At 63.0% G+C, this 3,965-nt stretch carries 1 protein-coding gene and 1 pseudogene; both read right to left on the bottom strand.

Annotated elements, in window-relative coordinates:
• Nucleotides 1-2,965: PA14 domain-containing protein (locus KAK11_RS21575; RefSeq protein ID WP_246499224.1), on the bottom strand; the 2,965-nt coding region annotated here is incomplete at its 3' end.
• Between the two features lie 98 nt (nt 2,966-3,063).
• Nucleotides 3,064-3,965: pseudogene (locus KAK11_RS21580) on the bottom strand (DUF6701 domain-containing protein); the annotation flags it as partial.

Genomic DNA, 3,965 nt, shown 5'->3' on the forward strand with positions numbered 1-3,965 from the left:
CATAGCTGCAGGTGGCCTTGACGGTGCGGGTCACGTTGGCAAAGGCCGGCACGCACACCTGGGCGTTGTCCGAGCTGCGCACCGCCTTGATGCTCAGCGTCTGGCTCGCGCCGGCGTAGTGGCTGGGTACGCTCATCAACAAGCCTGCGCTGCTCACGCTCATGCTGCAGGCGTTGCTGGCGTTGGCGGCCACACCCAAGCCGCAGAACACGGGCTTGGCATTGCCAGGGGTCAGCGAGAGGCTACTGGCGCCCACCGTGGCAGTGCTGACCGTCAACACCTGGGCGCTGACCGTGGTGCTGGATTGACCGGCCGCAATGGTGAAAGGCGCCCCACCGCTGGGCAGGCTGGTCACGCCGCTGCCCGTCAGCGTCAAAGTGCCCGTCAGGCCGCCGGTGTAGAGGCTGCTGCAGCTCGCATCGCCACAGGCTTTGACCGTGTAGGTGGTGGGCGCACAAGTCACGCCCGAGTTGGCGTCCGCAGTGATCTCGATATGGTCGAGCATCTTGCGCGAGACCGAGAAGAAACCCACACCGCCCATGCCGTTGAGCACCGTGCTGTCAAAGGTGGCATAGCGGCCTGGAACGCCCGTGGTCACGCCCACACCGGTGCCGGGGCAGGTGCCGGCCGTCATGGTGTAGAGCGAATTGCCAGCGCTGAAATCTGCGGCGGTGGCCCCGGTCAGCTTCAGGTCCGTCAAGTCGCCCGTTAAGAAGGCGGCTGGGATCAGCGCATCAGGGATGCACACTGTCAGCTGCGTGGGGACCGTGCCCGTCATCTGCAAGCGCCAGACCCGGGCGCTGCGCGAGCGGCCCGCGATAAAGCCCGCGGTGATGGCCACCGTGTCGCTCACCACGCCGTTGTTGTCGCCCCAGATCGTGTACGACCTGTCCGTCGCAAAGGCCGATCCGGTCTGCGCACTGATCACGCTGGCGGTGCTGGGCACGGTCGCGTTGGTGGTGACGGTGATCTGATCGCCGCTGTTCACGCTGCGGGAGATGCGTTGGTCCAGCTTGGTGACATCGTCGCGCGCCACGCCAGCCACATTGTGGTGATAGCCCGTGTTCGCAGCCCACACGGTGGCGCCAGCACTGTTCAGGTAGCTCGTCGCCGTGGCAGCGTTGCCCCCCAGGGTGACGCCGTACTTCACGCCCAGGTAACTCTCCAACTGGCCCAACTCCGTGGGTGTCAACTGTTTGCCGAGCAACAACATGCCTTCTGCCAACACTCCTGTCCAGGTGTTGTTGGCGGTCGGCCAGCCGACGCGAAACGGGCTGTTGACGCCCGTGGTGGAGGCCACATTGGTACTCGTCACCTTGGTCTGTCCGTCTTGGCGCACACCGTGGTTGCCCGCCAGCGGCAGGTTGGCCGACGAGCTGGCATTGTTGAGCATGGCGTACAGAGAAGGCGCGTTCACGAAGCGAGTCGGCGAATAGACGGATCGCGCCGATGCGTTCCCCGTGGGCACCCCCGGGTCAAAGTAGAGGTTGCCGTCGCTCCAAGAGACATGGGTATAAAACGACGAACCACTCCCCGACTCCGAGAACAAGGTCGTGGTCCGATTCCTCACCGTGGGGTAGCCCACAAAGAGCAAATGCTCTTGCGTGTGGTTTGCGGCTCCCAGCATGCTTGGGGCAGTGAAATACTGTGCTCCTGCCAGCGTATCGGTGGTGCTGGTGAACTCCACCACCGGATTGAAATTGATGTTCTGCGCGTTATTGTTGCGGTACTTGGGGCGGGTGGTGCTGCCGGTCAACGAGCGTGAGCTGTCGACCTCGTTGGACCAGGTCAACATGTCAGCGTTGTCACTGCCGACAAAGCCGTTCGCCCTGCTCCACCAAACCGCACCGGTCAGGAGGCCGCTGTCAGGCACCACAGGCACAGCGTCCGGATACAGCCCCTGCGTGTTGTCACCATTGGGAATCGCCACGAATGCGGTATCTAGCGGCCGCTTCCAGCGCAGGCGAGCGACCGCTCCCCCGCCGGCCTCATACATGTTCATCTCGATGGGATAGCGGGCGCCTGCCTTGAGATAGACCGGCGCAGAGTTGTCGTCAGTGGGGCCATGTAGAGTCCAGTTGCTGATGACTTGCTGTCCATTGACCCACAACCTCACCCCATCATCGCTTTGGGTTTGAAAGGTATACCACCCCGTCGTCGGCACCAGGACATGGCCAGTCCAACGCACACTAAAGTAGTCCGCATTCACACCCGTCCCAGGGCTTCCTGCTCCCCAATCAAAGTCAACAGGCCCATCTAGGCGAGACATGGCCACGGCTCCCGTCAAGTCGGCGGTGTTGTAGTAATTCCCCGTCAGTCCACTGAGGCGCCCCCCCACAACGATTTCGTTCAATCCGGGATAGGAACTTGCACCGAACGCCAAGCAGGTCCAGCGAACGCGCAGGTAGCGGCCAGCGGTGGCTTGGCTGAATGGCACGGTCGCCGCACTGCCAGCAGGCTTGGCGTAGTTGGACACCACCGTGGTAAATGTCGCAAAGTTGGCAACAGATGAAATGTCAATGTAGAGACATGAGATCGAATTGCTCCCCCCCGCGTTGGCCCAATGAAAGCGCACGCGGTCCATGAACAATGACTGGCCCATGTCGTAGATCAAATCTCCTGCAGTCGTGCCGAACACACCAAACCATTGGCCGTCAGCACCACCGCCAACCGTGGTGTAGCCTTCAACGGTACTGAAGCTCGTCACGCCGCTGGTATAGCTGCCGCTTACCTCGCTGCTGTCCGTGGTGCGATTCATCGTGTAAGGCGCACCGTAGTTCGTGCTCGCCGTGCCACTCACCGGCCGCCAAGCCAGCGCTGTCTGGGCGACGGCTTGTATACACAGCCCTTGAAGCAGCAGCGCTAAATACACCACCAGCCAGCGGCTCAGGTGAGCACACGCCACAGTCAGCAAGGCATTCCGTTGACCAAAGCTACCGCGCCATCCGCAATGCAAACATGTCATCAACAAAGTCTCCTGCCTGACGAGCAAGCCGCGCTAGATTGCAGCGCCTGGTCAGTTTGCTCCACTCGCAGTTTTGCACAAGGCTATCCCCGTGAGGCTCAGAAAACCCCCCTGACATGCACAGACTTCTGAGTCTCGGGCGTATAGATCCCAAACGTCCCCCGCGCTGACGGGTCGCGGTCAAAGCTGGTGGCGCAATTGCCTTGGCGCGAACGCAGCCAAGGCAGGCCCGCGCCCGTCGTGTTCGGGTGGTTGGCCAAGCAGCTCGCATCCTGCGTATTCGGCCCCACGCCCAGGTTGATGGCCAGGTCCACCGTGCCGGTCCCACTCGGGCTGGGCGCGGCCAGGGTGATGAAGCCGCTGCCCCCACTCAGGCTGATGCTGCTGATGGCACTGCTCCAGGTTGCGGTGCTGTTGTTGTGGTTCAAGGTCTGCGCCCGCACCACCGAGGCGGTGGGGATCACCGTGCAGCTGTCGTCACTGTTCTTGACCCAGCTCTTGCCGCTCCAGTACTGCAGTTGCAAGGGGATTTGCAGGCTGCTCTTGTCACCACCAAAGGCATTGCTCATCTGCAGTCGGCCGCTGCGCAGGGTTTGGCTGCCGTCATAGCCGCTGGAGCTGACGCCGTCGGTGTCGGTGGCGCGCAGGCCAATGGTCTGCGGCGCAGTGAGCTTGTTGCTGAAGCTGAACACCGGGGCCGTGGCCGCCGTGTTGGCCAGGGTGGCCACACCGGCGCTGAAGCTGCTGGCGGGCACGCTGCCGCTGAGGCTGCCATTGGCATTGCCACTGCTGTCGCTGAAGTTGACGCTGCGCGCTACCGCGCCCGCGTAGTTTTGGGTGACCGCATTCAGGGCGTTCTTCGCCGTCACCGTAGCCCCAAAGGGCTGGCCGGCATAGCTGAAGCTGCCGCAGGCAGCAGCGGCCGCCACCTCTAGGCGCGCCGGCCTGACTTGGATGTGGGTGGTCACGCTGCCCGCCCCCGACAGGGCGGTGTAGTAGC

The sequence above is a fragment of the Ideonella paludis genome (assembly GCF_018069865.1).
Taxonomy (GTDB): domain Bacteria; phylum Pseudomonadota; class Gammaproteobacteria; order Burkholderiales; family Burkholderiaceae_C; genus Ideonella; species Ideonella paludis.